We start from the raw sequence: 18,376 nt of genomic DNA, 5'->3' as shown, positions 1-18,376 counted from the left end.
CGGACACCCCCTAGCCTGTCCGGTGTGAGCAGCGCAGCGGTGGAGCACCCGGCCCGGATCGGCGCCCTGCTGCGGGCCTGCCACCCCGAACCCGCCGCCGCCGTCACCGCGCTCGCCGCCGCGATGGCCGCCGGCGCCGGACGCGGCGTGCTCGGCGCCGTCCTCACCACCGGTGCGGTCGCCGCCGGACAGCTCTCGATCGGCTGGAGCAACGACCTGATCGACCGGCGCCGGGACGCGGACGCCGGACGGACCGACAAGCCGCTTGCCGCAGCCGAACTGACGGTGCGTCGGATCACCGCTGCCACCCGCTGGGCGGTCGCCTGCTGCGTCCTGCTCTCGGCGGCCTGCGGCGTCGCGGCGGCGACGGCCCACCTCACGGCGGTGGCCGCCGGCTGGGCGTACAACCTGCGGCTCAAGGCCACCGTCTGGTCCTGGCTGCCGTACGCGGTGGCGTTCGCCCTGCTGCCCGCCTTCGTGACGCTCGCCCTGCCCGGACGACCCTGGCCCGCCCCGGACGTCCTCGGCGCGGGCGCGCTGCTCGGTACCGCCGCGCACTTCGCCAACGTCCTGCCCGACCTGGCCGCGGACCGCGCGGCCGGCATCCGCGGCCTGCCCCAGCGCCTCGGCCGCCGGGCCTCGGCCGCCGTCGCCGTCCTCGCCGCCACCGCGGCCGCCCTCCTGCTCGCCCCCGGCTGGCCGGTGCTCGCCGTCACCGCCCCGGCCGCCCTCGCCGTCCTCCTCGCCCCGCCGCGCAGCCGCGTCCCCTTCCTGGGGGTCATCGCGGCGGCGGCGGTCGCCCTCGCGGTGCTGCTCGCGGGCGGCGGCCTGCGGTAGGCGACATCAGGGACTCGGGCGAGAACGGCGGGAGGCGACATCAGGGGCTCGGGCGAGAACGGCGGGAGGCGACATCAGGGGCTCGGGCGAGAACGGCGGGAGGCGACATCAGGGGCTCGGGGAACGGCGAGCCCGTGGCTGCTGACGGTGCACTGCCGTGGCGCGCAGCTGCTTCGGGTTCTTGTCACTACACGCAGCAGCACGAACCTCCGATGGGCTCCGGCCGTCAGCAGCACGGCCCCGCCGTTCCCCGGGCCCCTGACGGGGCCACTGCGCAGCACGGCCCCGCCGTTCCCCGGGCCCCTGACGGGGCCACTGCGCAGCACGGCCCCGCCGTTCCCCGGGCCCCTGACGGGGCCACTGCGCAGCACGGCCCCGCCGTTCCCCGGGCCCCTGACGGGGCCACTGCGCAGCACGGACCCGCCGTTCCCCGGGCCCCTGACGGGGCCACTGCGCAGCACGGACCCGCCGTTCCCCGGGCCCCTGACGGGGCCACTGCGCAGCACGGACCCGCCGTTCCCCGGGTTCAGCGGGTGAACACGGCGTACGAGAAGCCCTCCGCGCGCAGCACCGAGTGGGTCAGCGACACGCCCCGCCCGAACAGCAGCCGCCCCGGCAGTTCGCGCTCCACCGGCAGGCAGGCGGGCGTCCGGCGCGGGTTGACCACCACCAGGTGGCGCTCGCCCCGCAGGTACGCCAACGGGTAGCCGGTGTGCAGCAGTTCGACCGGCGCGTGCGCCCCCAGGCCCGGGTGCGCGCGCCGCAGCGCGATCAGCTCGCGCACCTGGTGCAGCAGCGAGTCGGGGTCGGCGCGCTGGGAGGCGACGTCCGGACGGTCCGGGGACGGGTCCAGCGGCAGGTAGAAGCTCTCGGCGGGCGCGGAGGAGAACCCGGCGTCCGCCGTGGCGTCCCACTGCATCGGGGTGCGCGACCCGGCCCGGTTGTAGTGCGGGCCCAGCACGCTGCCCTCGGTGTCCGGCAGGCCCGGCACGAATCGCATGCCGATCTCGTCGCCGTAGTAGATCGCCGGGACGGTCGGCCAGGTCAGCTGGAAGGCGAACGCCGCCGCCAACTGCTCGCGGGTGCGCGGGCCGCAGGCCAGTCGGGAGAAGTCGTGGTTCGCGGTCGGCAGCGAGGCGAAGCCGTGCCCGGCGGTGGCCTTCGCGGCGCGCTCCCACTCGGCCAGGAACGGGCGCATCGAACCGCGCCCCTCCGGGTCGAAGTAGCAGGGCTCCGCGGGCCACTCCTCGTGGACCGTGCCCGCGCCGTTGTTCCACAGCGAGCGCAGCGCCGCGCCCTCGGTCGGGCCGCCGAACTGCAGGAAGAAGTCGCCGTGGAAGCCCATCGGCACCGAGCGGGCCGGGTCGCCCCACTCGGCCAGGATCACGTTGTCGGGGTGGTGCGCGTCCATCCAGGCCCGGGTCTCGCGCCACAGCCTCCCGGTCTCCACGAACCCGGGGTCGTCCTTGACCAGCGAGGACGCCATGTCCACCCGGAAGCCCGAGACGCCCAGCGCGAACCAGTGCGCCATGATCTCGCGCAGCGCCGCCCGGTTGGCCCGCGGCCCCTCGGCGTCCACCGGCTGCCGCCACGGCTCGGCCGGGTCGGTGCGGGCGTAGCCGAAGTTCAGCGCGGGCTGGAAGTCGAAGAAGTTCGGCCTGTACCAGCCCGGGCGGCTGCCCGGCGAGGCCACGTACCCGGGCGCCGGGCGGTCCGCCCACACGTAGCGGTGGTCGTCCGGGTCGGCGGCCGAGCGGACGAACCACGGGTGCCGGTCCGAGGTGTGGCCCGCGACGAGGTCCAGCAGCACCCGGATGCCGCCGCGGCGGGCCTCCTCGGTGAACTTCGCCAGGTCCTCCGCCGTCCCGTACCGGGGCGCGGTGGTCAGGAAGTCCGCCACGTCGTAGCCGGCGTCGCCGAACGGGGAGGCGAAGCACGGGTTCAGCCACACCGCGTCCACCCCCAGCCAGCGCAGGTACTCCAGCCGCTCCGTCAGCCCCGCGAAGTCGCCGGTCCCGTCCCCGTTCCCGTCCGCGAAGCTCTGCGGATAGATCTGGTACAGCACCGCGTCGCTCGCCCACTCCGTACCCACCACGGCCCCTCTCGCCTCGAACCGGCCCGCACCGCGACCGCACCGCGACCGCACCGCGACCGCACACCGGTGTTCCCCCAAGCCATGCCCCGCCCCGGCCCCGGGGAACCAACCGGCCCGGTGCGCGGCCGTCCCGGGCGGCCTGGCATCATCGCCGGGTCGTGGAGTTCGGGCGCAGGTGGGAGTGGTGGCGATGGGGTGGCGGTGGCCGGGCCGGAAGCGGCGCGAGCGGCAGGACGCGGGCCCGATGCCCGGAGCGTCAGGGGCGCCCGGCAGGCTGTCCGACGCGGAGCTGGTCGCCCTGCTGGCCGACGTGGAGCGCGGGGACGACGTCGCGATGGGCAACCTGGCGGCGGAGCTCCACCTGCGCGGCGAGCAGGCCGGGGCGATGCACCTGTGGGAGCGCTCCTGGGCGGCCGGGAACGCGGTGTCCGGGTTCAACCTCGGCATGCAGTACGAGACGGCGGGGGACGGCAACCGGGCCCAGGTGATCTGGGAGCAGGTGGCCGCCCTCGGCGACCCCGACGCCATGCTGGGCCTGGTCAAGCAGGGCCTGGAACGCGGCGACCCGGCCACGGTGGACCGCTGGGCGCCGGAGATCCTGGCCCAGGGCGAAGCCTTCCCGATCACCGCGCTGGGCGTCGCCTTCCGCGACAACGGCGATCTCGACCGGGCCGTGCACGCCTTCCGGCGCGCCGAGGAACTGGGCGACGCCTACGCCATGGAGTACCGGGCCCGCCTGCTCACCGCCCAGGGCCGCACCGCCGAGGCCGAAGCCCTGCTGGCGAAGGCCGCGACCGCGCAGCGGATGCTCTGACCCCCGGGCGTCCCCGCGGAACGCCCGCCGGTCCGGGGTGTCCGGACCGCTCGCTAGGGTGCCGCCAGGTGGTCGGCCGTTCGTGGTCGGTCGGCTCGGTCTGGAGGGGCGAGTGCAGCGCTGGGAGCTGGTCGGCGGCGGGTCCGCGAAGTTCTGTGAGGCCGGGGTCGACGGCGCCGAGCTGCGGCTCCAGGCCGAGGAGTTCCCCGACGCCGGCGTGCCCGCCGCTGCGCCCGCAGCGGCCGACGCGTCCGTCCCGCCCGCCGGGTTCCCGGACGAGGACGCGTTCGTGCTGCCCGAGGCGTGGCGCGAGCACGTGCTGCCGCGCCGCCGGGGCGGGGTGCCGGTGCCGCTGCCCGCCTGGTGGCCGGTGGTGGACGTGGCGGCGGTGGTCGAGGCGGAGGACCTCCACATGACCCGGCCGCACCGGGCGATCGAGCAGGTGCTGACCGCCCCGGGGTCCGACCCCGGCGTGGTGGCCGCCGTCCGGGCGTACCGGGCCGGGGCGCCGGACCCGGTGGGGCTGGTGACGGTCACCGCGATGGTCCGGGAGCGGGAGGTCGCCGACTGGGAGGAGCGGGCGTTCGCGGGCTGGACGGCGCGCTTCGGCCTGAGCTTCGCGGTGCGGGCCGCCCTGGCGTCCCTGGAGGTGGACACCTCCCACCTGCAGGCGCCCTACGGGCAGCGGGCCAGGGTGACCGTCCGCGACCTGGACTCCCCGTACGCTCCCCACACGGAGCCCGACCTCCGGGTGCTGGCGGCCGCCCGCCTGGCGCTGGCCGCCGCGCCGGAGGCCGAGTACGCGTCCGTGGTAGCGGAGTTGGCCGAACTGAGGGACACCCCGGTGCGCCGGGCGGCCACCGCGTTCCTGCTGCCGGAGCGGGTGGAGTGGGTGGAGGAGTGCCTGGCCGAGCTGTCCGGGCACGCACGCGCGACGACCGGCCTGCTGCGCGAACTGCTGCTGCCCGCGGTCGGCAGCGCCGATCAGGCCCGGCGGCTCGACGCGGCGACGCGCGGGCCGTGGCTGCACTGGACGCCCCGGTTGGTGGCCACCCTCGCCGACGGGGTGGGGCCGGCCGCGGTGCCGCTGGTGGCGGAGGTGCTGGGGCACTACGGGAGCGAAGGCGACCGGGTGCGCGAGTACGCCGAGTACGTGGCGGAGTTCCCGACCGACGCGGCGATGGCCGAGCTGGTCGACCGGATCGCCTCGAAGACCGTCCGGCCGGTGCTGCTGGCGATGGTGGAGCGCTTCCCGGTGCGGGCGGTGCGGGTCCTCTCGGCGGCGGCGCGGCGCGGCGGCTCCGATGCGGGGATGGTCCGGCACCTGCTCAACCGGCAGGTGGCGGTGCTGCGTTCGCGGCTGCCGGAGATCCTGCCGACCCTGGACGAGGAGAGCGCCGCCTACGTGCGGGGCCTGGAGGGAGCGCGGGAACCCCTGCCGGAGGCCGCGCCGGAGCGGCTGCCCGCGCTGCTGGTCGACCCGCCGTGGACGCACCGGCGCACCGTCCGCAAGCCGCGGGTGCTGACCGGCGTACCGGCCGACCAGGAGACTCAACTGCTCTGGCAGGAGGGCGAGTCGGCGGCATTCGCGGCCACCCCCTACCGCTCCTGGGACTACTCGGTGGACATCGACTGGGCGGAGAAGGTGCGGAGGGCCGAGGAGAACGCCTGGACCGGCCAGTGCTGCCGGCTGCTGGCGATCGCTCCGGTGGAACTGATGGCGCCGTACCTGGAGTCCTGGGACCCGAGCGAGATGGCGTCCTGCGGTGAGCAACTGGCGCCGGTGCTGGCCAGGTTCGGCACGGCCGCGCTGCGGCTGGTGCTCGGCGCGGCCGTGGCCTCTCCGTCCCAGGTCGCACCCGTGCTGCTGCCGGTGCGGGGCGCGGTCGCCGCGGGCGTCATGGCGGACGCCCTGTTGCGGCTCAAGTCCGTTCAGCCGGTGGCCCGTTCGTGGTTCGAACGGCACGGCGTGGCGGGGGCGCTGCTGCTGGTTCCGGCGGCGGTCGGCAAGGCCGGGAAGGCCCGGCAGGCCGCGGAGCACGCGCTGCGGCTGGTGGCCCTCCGGCAGGGGGCGGAGGTGCTGACGGCGGCGGTGGCGGAGCGGTACGGCGAGCCGGTCGCGGCGGTGGTCGCGGACGCGTTGGACTCCGACCCGTTGGCGGCCGCGCTGCCCCTGAAGCTCCCCGAACTCCCCTCCTGGCTGCGGCCGGAGGTGCTGCCGCAGGTGCAACTGGCCGACGGGGGCGGGACGTTGCCGCAGCAGGCGGTACGCAACCTGCTGACCGTGCTGCAGTTGGGGAAGCTGCGCGACCCGTACCCGGGCCTGGCGCTGATCGCACCCGAGCTGCGGACCGACACGGTGCGGGCGTTCTGCTGGGCGCTGCTGGCGGAGTGGCGGCAGGCCGGAATGCCGGGGGCGGACAGCTGGACGCTGTACGCGCTCGGCGAGTTCGGCGACGACGGCACCGCCCGGCAACTGGCACCGCTGCTGTGCGAGTGGCCGGGCCAGAACGCCCACCAGCGCGCGGTGGAGGGCCTGGACGTGCTGGCCGCGATCGGCACCGACGCCGCCCTGATGCAGCTGCAGGGCATCGCCCAACGGGTGAAGTTCAAGGCGCTCAAGGCCCGCGCCCAGGAGAAGATCGCCGAGATCGCCGAATCGCTCGACCTGACGGGCGAACAGCTCGGCGACCGCCTGGTGCCGGACCTCGGCCTGGACCCGGACGGCACCACGGTGATCGACTACGGCCCGCGGACGTTCACCGTCGGCTTCGACCAGGAACTGCGCCCGTACGTGCGGGACGCCGACGGCAAGCGGCGCAAGGACCTGCCCGCGCCGGGTGCGAAGGACGACCCGGAACTCGCCCCCGCCGAGCGCAAGCGCTTCGCCGCGCTGAAGAAGGACGCCCGCACCCTGGTCGCCGACCAGACCGCCCGGCTGGAGGCCGCGATGGTCGCCCAACGGACGTGGAGCGCGGGCGAGTTCACCGACCTGCTGGTCGCCCACCCGCTGCTCGGGCACCTGGTGCGCCGCCTGGTCTGGACGGCGGGTGGCGCCGCCTTCCGGGTCGCCGAGGACCGCAGCTTCGCCGACGTCCACGACGAGCCCTTCGCCCTTCCCGCGGACGCCGTCGTCCGACTCGTCCATCCGCTGCACCTGGCGCCCGCCGACCTGGCCGCCTGGGCGGAGCTCTTCGCGGACTACGAGATCCTCCAGCCCTTCCGCCAACTGGGCCGTCCGGTGGCCGTGCTGACCGACGAGGAGGCCGCCGGGCACCGGCTGCACCGGTTCGAGCAGCACACCGTCCCGGTGGGCCGGATACTCGGGCTGACCAAGCGCGGCTGGCGGCGCGGCGAACCGCAGGACGCGGGCCTGGAGTGGTGGTTCCACCGGCCGCTCCCGAACGGCAGCCACCTGGTGGTCGAGATCCGGCCGGGCATCGCGGTCGGCACCCCCAACGAGTACGACGAACAGACCCTCGAGGCGGTCTGGTTGGACGGCGCGCTGGAGCGCTACTGGCCGAACAGCCGTGAGTACCGCGAGCTCCTCGGCGACCTCGAACCGGTCATCGCCTCCGAACTCCTCGCCGACCTGGAGGAGTTGACCGCAGACTGATCGCCGACCGGGTTCCGGCCGGTGGTGGCGCCGGGTCGGCCCGGCCGTCCGAAGGGTGAGAAGGGGGCAGCGGCGGGCGGTGCGCGGCCGCTAGGGTTCCTGGCATGACCCTGCTGGTGAGCCGCCGCCATGTCGACCATGGCCGTGCCACCACGACGGGTTGTCGCCGCGTCGGCTGACGCGGCCCGCACCCCTTCCCTCCCGTAGAGGGCCGCTCACGCACTCCGCCGAGCGGCCCTTCGCGCCTTCCCGTCCCCGGTGCCGTGGTGTCCGTTCGGCGTCCTTTCCTTCCGCTCCCGGCGGAACGCCTCCGACTCCGGAACAGGACTCGCCATGCGCACCCGACTGCTGCTCCCCGCCCTCGCCCTGGCCGCGGCGCTCGCCGCCACCGCCTTCGGGCCGCTACCCCCGCAGAACCCGGCCACCGCCCCGAACGGCAACGCCGGGATGCACGGCGACTCCGCCTCCAGCGACACCACCCCGTACGCCGGGCCCGGCACCGGCGCCGTCAACTGGAGCCGCACCGCGCTCGCCTCGGCCTGCCCCACCGTCACCGTCGGGCGGGACGGCTACCCGGTCGCGCTGTGCACCACGATCTTCGGCCAGACCCCGACCGTGCACCTGCTCGACCCCGCCAACGGCAACGACCTGGCCTCGCTGGAGCTCCCCAAGGGCGCGCTGTTCGGCGGCGTGTACGCCTACCTGGACCAGGACGACCGGCTGGTGGGCGTCGACGGCAACGACAACCTGCTGCGGATCGGCCACCACCGCACCGGCACCGGCGGCTGGCAGCTGACGGTCGACCAGAGCACCCCGCTGGCCGGGGCCGTGCCCTCCGGCGACAACATCGTCGGCCTCAGCCCCGGCTGGGACGGCAAGGTGTGGTTCGCCACCGGCGGCGGCGTGATCGGCACCGCCGACACCGCCACCGGCGCGGTGCGCACCCTGGCCACCGGCGAGGGCGTCGCCAACAGCATCTCCACCGTCCCCGGCCACACCGCCGTCGCCACCGACCACGCCCTCTACCTGCTCGGCCAGAGCGCCGACGGCACGCCCACCGTGCAGTGGCGCGCCCCCTACGACCGCGGCCCCGGCCGCAAGCCCGGCCAGCTCAGCTGGGGCACCGGCGCCACGCCCAGCTTCTTCGGACCCGGCGACGGCACCGAGTACGTCACCATCACCGACAACGCCGCACCGCACGAGAACCTGCTGGTCTACAAGGTCGACGCCGGCCCGTCCCCGGTCTGCACCACGCCGGTGCTCACCAAGTGGGCGGCCAGCGGCACCGAGGACGCGGTGATCGCCTCCGGCCGCAGCGTCTTCGTCACCAACACCTACGGCTACCCGTACCCGGCGCTGCCCGAGGGCGCGCCCGCCAGCGTCCCGTCCTCGGCCTCCTACCAGGGCGGCCTGGCCCGGGTCGACCTGAACGCGAGCGGCACCGGCTGCACCACCGTGTGGGAGAGCGACGTCAAGTCGGCCGCGCTGCCCCGGCTCTCGCTCGGCGACAACCTGATCTACACCGTCACCGTCAGCGGCCCCACCGACTCGATCGGCGCCCAGACCTTCGCCACCTACGCGCACGCCGTGATCGACCCGGCCACCGGCGCCAAGGTCGCCGGCACCGCCTTCGGCATCGGGCTGCTCTACAACCCGCTCCAGATGACCGGCACCACCGCGCCCAACGGCACCCTCTACCAGGGCACCGAGACCGGGGTGCTGCGGATCACCAGGAAGTAGCCGCCGCAGGAAGCACCGGAAGGGCCCCGGGGAACCTCCCCCGGGGCCCTTCGCCGTTCCCGTCCGGAATTTCCCCCGCCGCCGGGAAGCCCGCCCTACCTGCCGGGAACCCCGGCTTCCTAGATTCCTCGACGCGACGTGGACGCGACGAAGATGCGACGAGGACGCGACAACAGCGCGACGACAGCGCGACGACAGCGTGTCGGCGCCGCGACAACCGGCCCTGGAGCAAACCGAGTTCCCGAGGGGGAAAGTGTGGCTGACCTAGAGGTGGGCGTACTGGCGATCGGCGCCGGACCGGCGAACCTGGCCCTCGCCGCCGCGATCGAGGAGAGCGGATCGGCCGAACTGGCCGAGCGCACCCTGCTGCTGGAACAGGCCCCGGACATCAAGTGGCAGCGCGACCTGCTGATGCCCTGGGCCCGCAGCCAGGTCTCCTTCCTGAAGGACCTGGTGACCCTGCGCGACCCGCGCAGCCGCTTCTCGTTCCTCAACTTCCTGCACCAGCACGACCGGCTGGACCAGTTCATCAACCTGGGCACCTTCCACCCGCACCGCTGGGAGTTCTCCGACTACCTCCAGTGGGTGGCCCGCTCGCTGGAGAAGGTGCGCATCCGCTACGACGCCAAGGTCGTCTCCGCCGAACCGAGGCACGACGCCGACGGCAAGCTGGCCGGCTGGCAGGTCACCCTCGCCGACGGCGACACCATCCGCTGCCGCGACCTGGTCGTCGGCGCCGGCCGCGACATGCACATCCCCGCGGTCTTCGCCGACCTGCCCGCCGAGAAGGTCATCCACAGCGCCCGCTTCCGCAGCCGGATCAACGCCGTCGACAAGGACGCCCCGCTGCGCACCGTGGTGATCGGCGGCGCGCAGAGCGCCGCCGAGATGTTCATGGCGCTGTACGAGAACCTGCCGAACTCCACCGTCACCATGCTGGTCCGCTCGATCGGCCTGCAGAACTACCAGACCAGCAAGTTCGTCAACGAGCTGTTCTACCCGTCCTTCGTCGACGAGTTCTTCGACGCCCCCGCCGAGACCCGCGCCCAGCTGCTCGACGAGATGCGGTTCACCAACTACGCGGCGCTCGCCCCGCCGTTCCTCGACGAGCTCTACATGCTGCTCTACCGGGAGAAGATGATCGGCACCGGCCGGGCCGAGGTCCGCCCGATGACCGAGGTGCTCGCCGCCCGCGAGGAGGACGGCGAGGTCGTCCTCGACCTGCGCGACCGGCGCACCGGCAAGGTCACCGAGCAGCGCTGCGACTTGGTCCTGCTCGGCACCGGCTACGACGGCCGGATGCCGGCCCTGGTCCGGGAGCTGACCGAGAAGGCCGGGCTGCCCGAGGTCACCGTCAGCCGCGACTACCGGGTCGACCTGGGCGCCGGCACCGACGCCGCGCTGTACCTGCAGGGCGTCAACGAGGCCACCCACGGCATCGCCGACTCGCTGATCAGCGTGCTCGCCCACCGGGCCCGCGACATCACCGGCGACCTGCTGGAGCGCCACGGCCTGGCCACCGTCGCGGCGGGCGGCCGCTGATGGCCGCGCTGCTGGTGATCGCCCCCGGCCCCACCGCCAACGGCGACCTGCACCTGGGCCACCTGGCCGGCCCGTTCCTGTCCGCCGACGTGTGCGCCCGCTACGCCCGCGCCACCGGCCGCGACACCCTGTTCGGCACCGGCGTGCACTTCACCCAGAACTACATCGTCACCACCGCCCGCCGGCTCGGCGAACAGCCCGAGGAACTGCGGCAGCGCGCCGCCGAACAGGTCGAGGCCACCCTCGCCGCGGCCGGCATCGTCCCCGACGGCTTCGTCCGCTTCGACGAGCGCTACCTCAAGACCGTCCGCACCTTCTTCGAACGGCTGCACGGCGAAGGGCACTTGAGGCTGCGCAAGGTGAAGTTCCCGTACCTGCCGGACACCGGCGAGTACCTCACCGACGCGTACGTCCGCGGCGGCTGCCCGGTCTGCCTGGCCGAGGGCTGCGCCGGGCTGTGCGAGAGCTGCGGCCACTGGATCGCCTCCGGCGAACTGCTCGACCCGCGCTCCACCCGGTACCCCGAACTCCCGGTCGAACTGCGGGAGAAGGAGGTCCTGGTACTGCCGCTGGAGGAGCACCGCCCCGCGCTGGCCAGCTACTTCGCCCGGCTCGCCGGCACCATGCGGCCCCGGCTCGCCCAGCTCGTCGAGGAGCTGATGGCCCGCCGGCTGCCCGACTACCCGATCACCCTGCCCATCGACTGGGGCATCCCCGCCCCGTTCGCCGAGACCCCCGGCCAGGTGCTGTACTCCGACACCGAGACGGTGGCCTGGAGCCTGCACGCCGTCGCGCTGGCCGCCGAGTCGCGCGGCGAGGTCCCCGGCGACGAGGAACGCCACTGGGCGCTGGAGGCCGGCCCCGAAGTCGTCTACTTCTTCGGCTCCGACGCCAGTTTCGCCTTCGCCCTGGCCGGCACCGCCATGCTGCTCGCCCTCGGCGGACTCGCCCTGCCCGCGCACTTCGTCACCAACGAGTTCTACGAGCTCGACAGCGACAAGTTCTCCACCAGCCGCGGCCACGTCGTCACCGGGCGCCAGCTCACCGCCGAAGTCCCGCGCGACCTGGCCCGCTACTACCTGGCCGCCACCGGCCCCGACTACCAGCGCACCAACTTCACCCGCGCCGCCATGGACCGGGTCTGCGGACAGCGCCTGGTCGAACCCTGGAACCGGGTCGCCGCCAAGGCCGAGGCCCACCTCGACCGCGGCCCGCTGCCCGTCAGCGCCCGCTCCCGGCACGCCGCCGCGCTGAGCGCCGAGCGCTTCGCCGCCGCCCTGAACCCGCGCCGCTTCAGCCTCAGCAGCGCGGCCGCCACCCTCACCGAGCAGCTCGGCCGGCTCGACCGCTGGGAGGTCACCGACGACGACGCCGGCGACTTCTGGCACGAACTCGACCTGTTCCTGCGCTGCGCCGCCCCGCTGCTGGTCGACCTGGCCGCCGAGGCGCTGCCCGACGACGCCATCCCCGCCGAGCACACCGCCACCACCGTCCGCCCCCGCGCCCTGCCCCGGCTGACGACCAGAGCGCGCGGCGGCGGACGGTGAGCGGTGCCACCGGGCCCGCGGCGGCGGGCAGTGCCGTCGCGGTGGACGCGGGCAGCGCCGCCGCCCACGTCCTGGTGGTCGGCGCGGGCGTCACCGGACTGCTCACCGCGGTCGCCTGCGCCCGGGCCGGCCACCGGGTCACCGTGCTGGAACGCGGCCCGCTGCCCAACCCGGACGCCACCTCGCACGACCAGCACCGCGCCATCCGCACCCTGCTGCCCGGCGACCCCGACGGCACCGCCCGCCGGCTCGACGCGCACCGCCACTGGCAGGACCTGGAGGCCCTGTTCGGCACCCCGCTGTACCGCCGGGTCGGCACGCTCACCGCCCACCCCGCCGAACGCCTCGACGAACTGCTCGCCGAGGCCGACAAGGCCGGCGTCCCCGTCGACCTGCCGCCGGCCGACCGGCTCCCGCCGCTGGGGCTGCCGCCCGGCACCGTCGGGGTGCGCGAACTCACCGGCGGCGTCCTGCTCGCCGACCGGGTGCTGCACGCCGCCGCCCGCTGGCTCACCGCCCGGCCCGGCGTGGTGCTGCGCCCGCACAGCACCGTCCGCTCGGTGTTCACCGGCTCCGGCCGGATCGTGCTGGACACCGGCGAGGTGCTCCGCGGCGACCTCGCCCTGCTGGCCGGCGGCCCCTGGACGCGCCGGCTCGCCGACAGCCCCGTCACCCTGCACCGGCAGACCATGCTCTACCTGCGCCGCCCCGCCGGGGACGACCGCTGGGACGACGCGCCCGCCGCCGGCGGCCTCGGCCGCTCCGGCCGCGGCTGGGTGCTGCCGCCCGGCGCCGGCACCCTGCTCAAACTCAGCTCCGACACGGTGTGCCGCCCCGTCGCGGACACCGACAGCACCGGCGAGGACCAGCGGCCCCACCTGGACCGGCTGGCCGCCGAGGGCGTCCTGCCCGACCTGGAGCGCTACCCCGTGGCCGGCGTCCGGGTCTGCCACTACACCGCGGACACCGCCACCGGCGGCCCGCTGCTCACCCGGGTCTCCCCGGGCCTGTGGACCCGCGCCGCGTGCGGCGGCGGCGGGTTCTCCACCGCTCCGCTGGTCGCGGAACGCATCGCCAAGGCAGTGAAGGAGGCGGCATGACCGACGACGACGGGCCCCCGATCGGCGTCCTCGACACGCTCAGGGCCACCCCGGCCACCGTCCGGTACCTGCTCGGCGGCGTACTGGTCAACCAGCTCGGCGCGTTCGTCCAGACCTTCCTGGTGCTCTACCTGACGCACGAGGGCCTGTCGGACGGCACCGCGGGCCTCGCGCTCGGCGCGTACAGCCTGGGCACCGTGTTCGGCACCGTCCTCGGCGGGGAGATCACCCACCGGTTCGGGGCGCGCGCCACCATCGTCGCGGCGATGGCCGGCTCGGCGCCGCTGGTCGCGGTGCTGCCGCTGCTGGTCCGGCCGGGGCTGGTCCCGGTGCTGCTGGTGACGATCGCGCTGGCCGGCCTGGCCGCCCAGGCGTACCGGCCCGCCGCCGCGGTGCTGCTCAGCGACCTGATGCCGGAGCGCTACCACGTGATGGCGTTCTCGATGATGCGCATCGCCCTGAACACCGGCGCGGCGCTCGCCCCGCTGATCGCCGCCGGGGTGATCCTGCTCGACTGGGACCTGCTGTTCTGGATCGACGGCGCCACCACCCTGCTGTACGCGCTGCTCGCCCACCGGCTGCTGCCCCGGCACGCGGTGCCCGAGCCGGCGCCGCGGACGAGGGCCGAACGCCGCTCCGACGGCCGGGCCGCGTACGCCCGGATGCTCCGCGACCGGGCCTACCTCGCCTACCTGGCCGCGGTGGTGCTCGGGACGGTCGCCTACGTGCAGTCCTCGATCTCGCTGCCGCTGGAGATCGTGCACGACGACTACCCGACCTGGCTGTACAGCGCGGTGCTCACCGCCTCCTCGCTGGTGCTGATCACCTGCGAGCTGAAGATCACCGCGTACATCACCCGGATCCCCACCTACCTGGCGGTCGGCGTCGGCCACCTGGTCAACTCGGTCGGCCTCGCCGCCTACGGGCTGGCCGTGCACTCCGGGGCGTTCGTGCTGTTCGGCGCGGTGCTCGCGGTCAGCGGGCTGATGATCGCCGGGCCCAGCATGTTCGCCCACCCGGCCACCTTCCCGGACGGCTCGAAGGCCCGCTACCTGGCCACCATGCAGGCCGCGGCCGGCCTGGCCTCGGCCGTCGGACCGCTGTTCGGCGTGTGGGCCTGGACGCACCTGCACGCCGGGTTCTGGGTGCTGATGGCCGTGGTCAACGGCCTGGCCGGGGTGCTCGCGGTGTACGGCATCAAGCACCGGGCGCAGCAGCGCACCGCCGCCGCCGGAGCGGCCACCGACCAGGACCCCGTGGGAGAGACCGTATGAACGGCCCGTCGACCGGCCCGCGGCCGGTGCTGATCATCGGCTACGTGGCCTTCGCGGTCGCCACCGTCGCCGCCTTCCAGGACGCCGACTCGGTGGTCTACGTGGAGGAGCCGGACGTCGCCCGCAAGCGGCACCTCGCCGAGGCCGTCGAGGGCATCGGCTTCGCCCGCGCCCTGATCGAGTGGGAGTACCACCTGCCCGGCCGCGCGGACGCCTTCTTCGCCGCCCACCCCGGGCTCGACCCGGTCGCGGTGATCCCCGCCGTCGAGTACGCGGTGCCGTTCGCGGCCCGGCTCGCCGAACGCTACGGGCTGCCCGGCGCCGGCCTGGGCGCCGCCCAACTGCTGCGCGACAAGCACCAGTTGCGGGTGGTCGCGGCGGCCGCCGGAATCGCCAACCCGGCCTCCGAGCCGGTCGCCGACGCCGCCGCGCTGGCCGGCTTCATGGCCCGGCACCCCGGCCCGGTGGTGCTCAAGCCCGCCAACCGGCAGGCCTCGGTCGGCACCCGGGTGGTCCGCGCCCCCGAGGAGGTGGCCGCGGCCTGGGCGTTCGGGCAGGCGCAGGACGAGGGCGTGTTCGTCCCGGACCGGCCGATCGCGCCCGCCATGCTGGCCGAACAGTACGTCGCCGGGTCGGAGTTCAGCGTCGAGATGCTGGTCGCCGACGGCCGCCCGGTGTTCGCCAACACCACCGGCAAGCTGCTCTACCCCGGCCCGTACCCGATCGAGGCCGGGCACACCGTCCCGGCCGAACTCCCGACCGAGACGCACGAGTTGCTGGCCGCCGAGACCGAACGGCTGGCCGCCGCGGTCGGCTTCGGCACCGGCGTGCTGCACTGCGAGTGGATCCTCGCCGACGGCGTCCCCGTCCTGGTGGAGTGCGCCGGACGGCTGCCCGGTGACTCCATCACCGACCTGATCGAGGCGGCCTACCCGGTCGAACTCACCCGCGCCTACTACGCCCTGATGCGCGGCGAGCCGACCGGCGAGCTGCCCGCCAAGGCCGAACGCGCCACCGCCGCCGCCTTCCTGGCCCCCGGCCGGCCCGGCACCGTCACCGCCGTGCACGGCCTGGACGCGGCCGCCGCCGCCGAGGGCGTGCAGCTCGCCGTGGTCGGCATCGCCGCCGGCCACCGCAGCGCCGGACTGCGCAGCTCCTGGGACCGGGTCGGCATCGTCACCACCCGCGCCGACACCCCCGCCGAGGCCCGCCGGCTGGCCGACGCGGCCGCCGCCCTGGTCCGGTTCGACCTCGACTCCCAAGCAGCGGAGGAATCATGACGCAACGTCAGGAAACAACGCCGGGCACCCTGCTGGTGATCGGCAGCGGGCTGAAGGAGTACCGCGAGTACCTGGTCGGCCCGATGAGCCGCCGGGCCCGCGCCGCCGGGCTGGAACTGCTGCTGGTCAACAACCTGCGGCCGACCTGGCAGCGCGAGTACTTCGACGAGATCGTGGTCGCCGACGTCTTCGACACCGCCACCATGAACGCCACCGTCCGGGAGATCGCCGCCCGCCGGACCATCGTCGGCCTGCTCTGCTGGGACGAGCCGCTGGTGCTGGACGCCGGCCTGCTGGCCGCCGAGCTCGGCGTCCCCGGCCTGTCCGAGCGCGGCGTGCGCGGCGTGCGCGACAAGGAGCGCACCCGCACCGTGCTCACCGCCGCCGGCCTGCGCCAGCCCGGCTTCGCGCTCACCACCGACCTCGCCGAGGCCCGCGCCGCCGCCGCCCGGATCGGCTACCCGGTGGTGCTCAAGCCGCGCGCCATGGGCGCCAGCATCGGCGTGGTCTTCGCCGCCGACGAGCACGGGCTCGACGAGGCGTTCCGCACCGCGCTGTCCGCCAGCCGGGTCGACCCCGGGCCGTACCGGGCCAGCGTGATCGTCGAGGAGTACGCGGGCGGCCCGGAGATCAGCGTCGACGGCGCCGTCCACAAGGGCGAGTACCGGCCGCTGTTCCTGGCCCGCAAGTACAGCAGCGACGAGCCGTACTTCGAGGAGGTCGGCCACGTCGTCGACGCCGCCGACCCGCTGCTCGCCGACCCCGCCCTGCTGGCCCACCTCGCCGACGCGCACCGGGCGCTCGGCGTCGAGGACGGCATCACCCACACCGAGCTGCGGCTCACCCCGCGCGGCCCGCTGATCGTCGAGGTCAACGGCCGGCTCGGCGGCGACCTGATCCCGCTGCTCGGCCGGATCGCCACCGGCATCGAACCCGGCGAGGTGCTGTTCGACGTCGCCACCGGCCGCCGCCCGGAGATCGCCCCGAGCCGCTCCGCGGTGGCCGGGATCAGCTTCGGCTGCCCCGAACAGGACTGCCGCCTGGACGAGTTGGTCCTCCCGGAGCCCGGCGACGCGCCCGGCCTGCTGCACGCCGCCCCGATGGCCCCGCCCGGTACCGTGCTGCGGCTGCCCCCCGGCGGCTACCTGGCCCGGCACTCCTTCGTGGTCTGCGAGGCCGACAGCGTCGCCGCCTGCGAACAGCGCCTGGCCGCCGCCGCCGCGCTGGTGCGCACCGTCACCTCCGAGGTCGGGCCCGCCGACCCCGAGGCCCCGTTCGCGATGCCCGCCGGGCTGCTGGACGTGGACCGGTGAGCGCCGCGCGCTGGGCCGGACCGCCCCAGGACGCCGCCGAGGTGCTGCGCCGGGCCAAGGAGATCGCCCCCGTGCTGCGGGAGAGGGCCCCGGAGATCGAGGCCCACCGCACGCTGCCCGCCGAGGTGGTCGAACTGCTCCGCGCCACCGGCGTGTTCCGGATGTGCTTCGCCCGCGAGTGGGGCGGCCCCGAGCTCACCTCCGTCGAACAGTTGGAGGTGGTCGAGGCGCTGGCGTACGGCGACGCCTCGGCCGCCTGGTGCGGCGTGATCGGCGCCAACAGCGGGCTGCTCGCCAACTTCCTGTACCAGTCCGTGGTGAAGGACGTGTACCCGAGCCTGGACCTGATCACCGCCGGGGTGCTCGCCCCGGCCGGCCGGGCCGAGCGCGTCCCCGGCGGCTTCCGGCTCAGCGGCCGCTGGTCGTTCGGCTCCGGGATCAGGCACAGCGACTGGGTCACCTCCGGGGCCTTCCTGTTCCAGGACGGCGAGCCCTGGGCCGAGCCCGGCAGCCCGCACGCGCACGACTCCCGGCAGTTCCTGGTGCCGCGCTCCGCCGTCGAGGTGCTCGACGACTGGGACACCACCGGCCTGTGCGGGACGGGCAGTTGCGACTACACCATGACCGACGTGTTCGTCCCCGACGAGCACACCTTCACCTTCTGGGAGGTCCGCGGCACCCCGGGCCCGCTCGCCCAGCCGGACTCCTTCATGCGCGCCCTGTGCGGCGTCCCGCTCGGGGTGGCCCGGGCCGCGCTCGACCACGCCCGCGAGGTCGCCACCACCCGCTACGACCGGATGGCCGGGCGCAGTTGGGCCGACAGCTGGCGGGTGCAGACCGAACTCGCCAGCTGCGAGGCCGAGTTCAACGCGGCCCGGGAGGGCGTGTACGGCGCGGCGCGCCGCCAGTGGGCGGTGCTGGCGGCCGGCGGCACCCTGGACGACCTCACCCCGGCCGAGCGCGCCGCCTCCCCGCTCGCCTGGCTGCACGCCTTCCGGGCCTCCCGCGCCGTCGTCACCCGGCTCTACGACCTGCTGCAGACCTGGTCGATCAACCGCAGCTCGCCGATGGACCGCTGGCTGCGCGACACCGCGGTGATGTGCCAGAACCTGACCGCCCAGGACGCCGTGCTGGAGTCGGTCGGCGCCTACCTGCTCGGCCGCCCCCCGCTGTTCCGGATCAGCCTCGGCCTGGACCGCTGACCCGCCGACCACCCGA

At 75.0% G+C, this 18,376-nt stretch carries 12 protein-coding genes; 11 read left to right on the top strand and 1 reads right to left on the bottom strand.

Annotation, left to right across the window (positions count from 1 at the left end):
* Window positions 1-24: 24 nt before the first annotated feature.
* Complete coding sequence (locus tag HUT16_RS07700) at window positions 25-837, top strand: UbiA family prenyltransferase (protein ID WP_254897694.1); 813 nt, start codon at window positions 25-27, stop codon at window positions 835-837.
* Between the two features lie 526 nt (window positions 838-1,363).
* Here the strand turns inward: HUT16_RS07700 and HUT16_RS07695 are convergent.
* On the bottom strand, window positions 1,364-2,932 hold the full coding sequence (locus HUT16_RS07695; RefSeq protein ID WP_176186721.1) for an alpha-amylase family glycosyl hydrolase: 1,569 nt from the start codon (window positions 2,930-2,932) through the stop codon (window positions 1,364-1,366).
* Window positions 2,933-3,176: 244 nt separating this feature from the next.
* Here HUT16_RS07695 and HUT16_RS07690 point away from each other — a divergent pair, with 244 nt between their 5' ends.
* From HUT16_RS07690 to HUT16_RS07645, 10 genes are all read left to right on the top strand, one after another.
* Complete coding sequence (locus tag HUT16_RS07690) at window positions 3,177-3,746, top strand: hypothetical protein (protein WP_176186719.1); 570 nt, start codon at window positions 3,177-3,179, stop codon at window positions 3,744-3,746.
* A 112-nt stretch (window positions 3,747-3,858) separates the two neighbouring features.
* Window positions 3,859-7,362 (top strand): DUF4132 domain-containing protein, encoded by a 3,504-nt coding sequence (locus HUT16_RS39160; RefSeq protein ID WP_303392066.1) that lies wholly within the window; start codon window positions 3,859-3,861, stop codon window positions 7,360-7,362.
* Window positions 7,363-7,695: 333 nt separating this feature from the next.
* A complete protein-coding gene (locus HUT16_RS07680) occupies window positions 7,696-9,102 on the top strand; it encodes a hypothetical protein (protein WP_176186717.1) in 1,407 nt (468 codons plus the stop codon).
* Between the two features lie 255 nt (window positions 9,103-9,357).
* A complete protein-coding gene (locus HUT16_RS07675; RefSeq protein WP_176186715.1) occupies window positions 9,358-10,644 on the top strand; it encodes a lysine N(6)-hydroxylase/L-ornithine N(5)-oxygenase family protein in 1,287 nt (428 codons plus the stop codon).
* Complete coding sequence (locus tag HUT16_RS07670) at window positions 10,644-12,191, top strand: class I tRNA ligase family protein (protein ID WP_176186713.1); 1,548 nt, start codon at window positions 10,644-10,646, stop codon at window positions 12,189-12,191. The genes HUT16_RS07675 and HUT16_RS07670 overlap by 1 nt, the downstream gene beginning before the upstream one ends.
* A complete protein-coding gene (locus tag HUT16_RS07665; RefSeq protein WP_254897693.1) occupies window positions 12,188-13,291 on the top strand; it encodes an FAD-binding oxidoreductase in 1,104 nt (367 codons plus the stop codon). Before HUT16_RS07670 ends, HUT16_RS07665 begins: the two co-directional genes overlap by 4 nt.
* Entirely contained in the window at window positions 13,288-14,565 is a 1,278-nt protein-coding gene (locus HUT16_RS07660; protein WP_176186711.1) for an MFS transporter, read from the top strand. Before HUT16_RS07665 ends, HUT16_RS07660 begins: the two co-directional genes overlap by 4 nt.
* Window positions 14,562-15,845, top strand: coding sequence for an ATP-grasp domain-containing protein (locus HUT16_RS07655; protein WP_176186709.1), 1,284 nt, complete (start codon window positions 14,562-14,564; stop codon window positions 15,843-15,845). Before HUT16_RS07660 ends, HUT16_RS07655 begins: the two co-directional genes overlap by 4 nt.
* Complete coding sequence (locus tag HUT16_RS07650) at window positions 15,842-17,158, top strand: acetyl-CoA carboxylase biotin carboxylase subunit family protein (RefSeq protein ID WP_176186707.1); 1,317 nt, start codon at window positions 15,842-15,844, stop codon at window positions 17,156-17,158. Before HUT16_RS07655 ends, HUT16_RS07650 begins: the two co-directional genes overlap by 4 nt.
* A complete protein-coding gene (locus HUT16_RS07645; RefSeq protein ID WP_176186705.1) occupies window positions 17,155-18,360 on the top strand; it encodes an acyl-CoA dehydrogenase family protein in 1,206 nt (401 codons plus the stop codon). Before HUT16_RS07650 ends, HUT16_RS07645 begins: the two co-directional genes overlap by 4 nt.
* The last annotated feature ends 16 nt before the right edge of the window (window positions 18,361-18,376 follow it).

This window comes from Kitasatospora sp. NA04385 (assembly GCF_013364235.1).
Classification (GTDB): Bacteria; Actinomycetota; Actinomycetes; order Streptomycetales; family Streptomycetaceae; genus Kitasatospora.
The sequence above is the reverse complement of the archived record's forward strand: the minus strand, read 5'-3'. Positions and strand labels throughout refer to the sequence as shown.